General features: G+C 49.8%; 2 protein-coding genes. Both read right to left on the bottom strand.

The window, feature by feature from the left end:
* Window positions 1-16 precede the first annotated feature (16 nt).
* A complete protein-coding gene (locus H6S82_RS24625; RefSeq protein WP_190461598.1) occupies window positions 17-3,196 on the bottom strand; it encodes a DUF1574 domain-containing protein in 3,180 nt (1,059 codons plus the stop codon).
* On the bottom strand, window positions 3,196-3,420 hold a 225-nt coding region (locus H6S82_RS33070; protein WP_206756892.1), incomplete at its 5' end, for a hypothetical protein. The genes H6S82_RS33070 and H6S82_RS24625, both read right to left, overlap by 1 nt.

Genomic DNA, 3,420 nt, shown 5'->3' with positions numbered 1-3,420 from the left:
CCCTAACCCCTAATCCCTATTTTTTGGGCCAGGGAATCAGCGGGTCTTGAGCCAGTCGTTCGGACACGGCGGTAGCACCGTAGCGGTTGAGGTGACTGGGATCGGAGAAGTAGTCATGGCGTGAGGGCCATAGCTGACTCCAGTTGCGGAAGATAAATCCCCGACTGAGGGAGAGGCGCAACATAGACATTTGAAATTCTTGCTCGTACTTAGTCCGCAATGGGTCTAAGTATTCTTTTGTCAAGGGTAAGTTTATAACAACTACAGGAATTTGGTTTGCTTGGGTGAACTGAAGGAAAGATTCTAAAGCGCTGGTTTGGTTACCTGCTAGCTGGAAACTTTTATAGTCGTTATCGTGTTCCCCCGTAACTTTGGTGTGCTTTTCGTAGTAAGTAGTGGGATTGAAGCGCAGAGTCAAAGGCAAGAATCCATCCCAAGCGATCGCATTCTGACGCAGTATTGACGGCGCTTGTTTCTGACGATCGTTAGCACCAAAACTCAATGTATCGGCAAATTGCTCGCGCAGCATTGCTTGCAGACGATCGCGCTGTTGGTAGGTAGAGGATATAGTACCCAAAGACTGATTCAACCACTCATCGATCGCTTGCGAGTTAATAAACATTTGGCCGCTTGCCCCCGGCAGGCTTGATGTAGCGGTGAAAGGTTCTAAATTTTTGGCAGCTTGGCCATCCAGAGAATTTTGTCTGGGTAATGTACCGGATACCAACTGTTTGTAGGCAGGGGATGCGGCGAGAGCATTGTAGGTAGCATCTACTCTACCGCTGTTAAACGCACGGGCACCATCTGCCCAAATAATCATTTTCGGCAATTGTTCTGGCGTCAAACAGCGGCGCAGCAGCATATCTACCACTTGGGCAGTCGCACCGTTGACACCAAAGTTAAACACTTCCAGTTTTCCATAACCCTCTGCGGCTAGGGCTTTTTGCAACGTTTGCGGATCGACGCCCCGTAATGCCCTGGAACTGCCGACAATCAGGATATCTGGCGGCCCTTTCTCAGCCACGCGCTGCTGGTAAAGGGTCAGTTTTTCGTCTAACTGACGGTTGTTGAAGCTGGGGTTTGGCGATGGTAGGTTGGTAAAAGAAGTTGTACTCTCTACCGTGTCTAGACTGGCTTCGGTTGAATCCAGTTTGGTAAATCCTGAAGAATTAAATACTTTGGAATTTTGAGTAGGCGTTTGCTTGAGGGAAACTTGGGGTAATTTGAAGGAATTGGCTGCCGTGTTTGTTGCCTTTTGTCCTTCCTCATCCCTAGTTTCTTCAGTGTCTTTGACTAATGACTTTTGACTGAGGACTAAAGACTCTTTGAGCTGAATCTCTCTGTTTTTGAGCATCTGACCCAGAACTAAATCCACACTCCAAGTCAGCATAATTCCCACCGCGCCCCAAACCAAAGCCACTTTAACTCCTTGGTAGCTGGCTTGACCGGGTAAAGAGATAAGATTTTGAGTTTGTCCGCCTGGAGTAAAGATTTGCGATCGCACCAGCACATCGAACAGGGCCTGCTTTTTCTCATACCAACCGCGCCCCAGTTTATTTTCTGCGGATTCGCTTACCGACTGCGAAACAGTCTTTGCCTCTGTCGCTACCGTGACATCGCTTAACCTTTCTCCCAGAGAATTCCCCAAGTTGAGCGTTGCGGTTGTCACTTCTTCGACGTACTCATCGCTGGTGGCAAACTCTGGTGCAATCTCTTCTGCTTGGCGATGTCTGGCAGAAAAATCGACTCCATAGTTCCACAACGGTTGTTTTTGACCGGCGCGACGGCCATAAACTCTGACACCGGAAATGCCGGGTATTTCCAGCTCGCGCACAAAGTTAGCCGTCGGCCCAGCTACCTGCCGCTGCACCGGACAAACCGCCCCATCCGTCATGATGTGGAGCAAGTCTTCTTTGCGTCGCGCTTGTACGCGAATGCCGCCATCTGCCAAACGCCAATCCAGGTCTGGGTTGAGTATTCGTCCCAGCAAAAATTCGATCGCTTCTTCATCTCCCGCAGCTGCGAGATCCTCTGCCGAGGTGGCTAATTCCGGTTGATTTGCTGCCGGTAAATTCAGCCAATCTACCCAAGCTGGGGATGCGGAATCCGATGGGTTTCCGTAAATAATAGCCGCTTGAATACCTCTGGGTGCAAGCGAGTGCAGAAGCGGTGCGATCGCATTAATCGCGGACGGCTTATCCGGTAGGGGAATGTTATCGTTAGCAACGCTGGCAGATTTATTCTGACCCGTACAGGAAATATGCAGTGTAGATTCCTTTAACACCGCCGATACTTCCATATGCAGATGCTCTGTCGCCCCATCCAGCAATCTGGCGATCGCTTCCTCATCGCCCCAAGCCGCCCACTCCCGGAGCATTTGCTCCGGCGGGGTCAGATCCACGCGCAGCATCCAATCGGGAGTTTCTTCACCGCTCACCTGACTGATAATTACAGCATCCCGGAATCCCTTCAGATGCAAATCCCTCAACTTCTGGGCAATTGGGGAAGCCAGCAATGACCGATCTGGACTGTAGGCAGATTCGCAAAATACCCAAAGGCGACGCTCCTTTATCCCTGAGTTTGCAGTTCCGGGCGATAAATTACCATGATTTTTTCGCAGGCTTCTGGAGACAACCTTTACCCGCACTCCTAATGACTGGAGATTTTCACCCAGTACGCGGGCGATCGCTTCCGGATGTCCCCTGCGAGCCAGACTCTGAGAAGATGCAGCGGCTTCGACGACCTCTGTCATCCTTTCAGAGAGAATTTCCTGACTTGTTAAAGAATCTTCTATTGATATATCTGTCATTTTGCGGACGCTGCTGGTTAAACCCGCTTCTGGAACCGAAGCTTTACTTGAATGCGCTTCCAGATATCGGTTTAGGTCATTTAGATCGATCGGCTCTGTCCAATCCGGGCGCTTTTCACCCAACTTGCGACCGTAGAGAAACGCTTGAGCGAGCGTTGGTCTGGAGGCAGCAAGCAGGTCATTAATATTTGCGGCACTCATCGCCAACACCAATTGTGTCACCGTTGTTTGCCTGTCGGGACACTCTCGACCCTCGCAGAGAATATGCAGCTTGTTTCCTCGTATCCGGACTCTGACTTGCATTCCGGCAATTCTGATTGCCCGGTTGGCCCATTGCTCTAGGGTTGAGGCGTTGTTCGCCAGTTTGCGTTCGTTGACTTTTACCATCAGGGCGATATTACCTGAGTTTTTTTGTAATTGTCATTTGACCTTTTGGTCGCCGGCAGGCCAGAGCGGCTGAGTTGAAGACGACTGGAATTATAGCCTGTTCTGATGAGTTTACCAAGGGTATTGGAGATCGATACCAATTTGTATTCATCAAGCTTTCCTTTTCTGCTGTTATTCCCTGCTCTTCTTGTCTTCTTCCCTTGATATATGATATTTATAATCAG

Source organism: Planktothrix sp. FACHB-1355 (assembly GCF_014748295.1).
GTDB lineage: Bacteria > Cyanobacteriota > Cyanobacteriia > Cyanobacteriales > Aerosakkonemataceae > Aerosakkonema > Aerosakkonema funiforme_A.
The sequence above is the reverse complement of the archived record's forward strand: the minus strand, read 5'-3'. Positions and strand labels throughout refer to the sequence as shown.

Coding starts and splice junctions, on each gene's coding strand:
- H6S82_RS24625 (WP_190461598.1), bottom strand. CDS start 3,196: ATGGTAAAAGTCAACGAACGCAAACTGGCGAACAACGCCTCAACCCTA.